Consider the following 1,444-nt stretch of genomic DNA (forward strand, 5'->3'; position numbering starts at 1 on the left):
CCAATGCCGTTGCTTGAACTCTTCAAGCAACCTGTCGTGACGCCGGAGCGGTGCGGTCGTTGGGCCTGGCGTGCATCCGTGGATCGGGTTATCTGATGAGGTTCGTCTCGGGCTGCTCACCGAGTGGGTGACTCCCGAACTGGTGGACGAAGTGTTGGCTGAGTGCGGCCAGCGGGACGCCAAGCCGCGGCCCCTGTCCAGCCGGTTCATGCTCTACTACGTGCTCGCCCTGGCGCTGTTCCAGCAGGACTCCTACGACGACGTCGCGGAGAACCTGGTCGGAACCCTGGGCAGAATGGATCAGTCGATCCCGAACAAGTCGTCGTTCACCAGGGCACGGCAGCAGTTGGGGGTCGCGCCACTGGAGGGGGTCTTTCGGCGATTGGCCGGCGCCATCGCTCCGGACGACCTCGGGACGGCGTTCTGGCGTGGCATGCGTGTCGCCGCGGTGGACGGATTCCTGCTCGACGTACCGGAGAACGACGCGACCCGCGCCGCCTTCGGCGGGCAGGTGGACTCCACAGGCCGACCGATCGGCTTCCCGCAGGCCCGAGTGGTGACGCTGACCGAGACTGGGACGCACGCCACGATCGACGCGCGTGTGGGCAGCTTCAAGGGCGGCGGCGGTGAACCCGCGCTCGCGACGGCGATGGCGGACAGTGCTGCCGGCATGCTGGTGATCATGGATCGGGCCTTCCCTGGCGTGGCGCTGTGGAAGGCATATACGCAGGCGGGAGCCCATCTACTGATCAGAGCTCGCACATTCGTCGCCGCGAAGCCCATGCAGGTCTTGCCCGACGGAACCTATCTGACGCGGATGAACCTGGCCGGTCAGCGACGCTCCCACCCCGGCGGAGTGACGGTGCGAGTGATCGACTACCGGATCGACGGCGGTGAGACGATCAGGCTGCTGACCGACCTGCTCGATCCCGAGGCCTGGCCCGCCGATGAGCTGGCGGCCCTGTACCACGAACGCTGGGAGGTCGAATCCGCCTTCCGTCAGGTGAAGACCTTCCAGCGCGGCAAGGCCACGGTGCTGCGGTCGGCCTCCCCGGAACTGGTGCGTCAGGAGATATGGGCGCACCTGGCACTCCATCACTGTCTAAGCAGGATCATCATGCGGCTGGCCGACGGCGACGGTCTGGACCCCGACCGCATCTCGTTCGTCAAGGTCCTTAAGCACGCCCGCCGCAGCGTCATGCTCCAGACCGGGCAGTCGTCCCGCCGCCTGCAGCAGTTCATGAAGCGTATGGCCACGAAGGTCGCACGCAAGCTCGACAACGGCGTCCGACGGCTCCGCGAGGCAGACCGCTACACCCGCCATCCGGTCTCGCAGTACATCGTGCGCAAGAAGGAGCAGGTCAGACGAGGAACCCGGCGAGTTGGAGAGAAGGTCATCACCCTCAGCCCGGCGATGCTTCACTAGTTCAAGCAACGGCATTGG

The 1,444-nt window shown here is 66.0% G+C and carries 1 protein-coding gene; it reads left to right on the plus strand.

All coding sequences use genetic code 11. The features are described from left to right. The first annotated feature begins 70 nt into the window (after window positions 1-70). Window positions 71-1,426, plus strand: a complete 1,356-nt coding sequence (locus ACH4E7_RS45610; RefSeq protein WP_396255130.1) for an IS4 family transposase — start codon at window positions 71-73, stop codon at window positions 1,424-1,426. The last annotated feature ends 18 nt before the right edge of the window (window positions 1,427-1,444 follow it).

This window comes from Kitasatospora sp. NPDC018058 (assembly GCF_044327205.1).
GTDB lineage: Bacteria > Actinomycetota > Actinomycetes > Streptomycetales > Streptomycetaceae > Kitasatospora.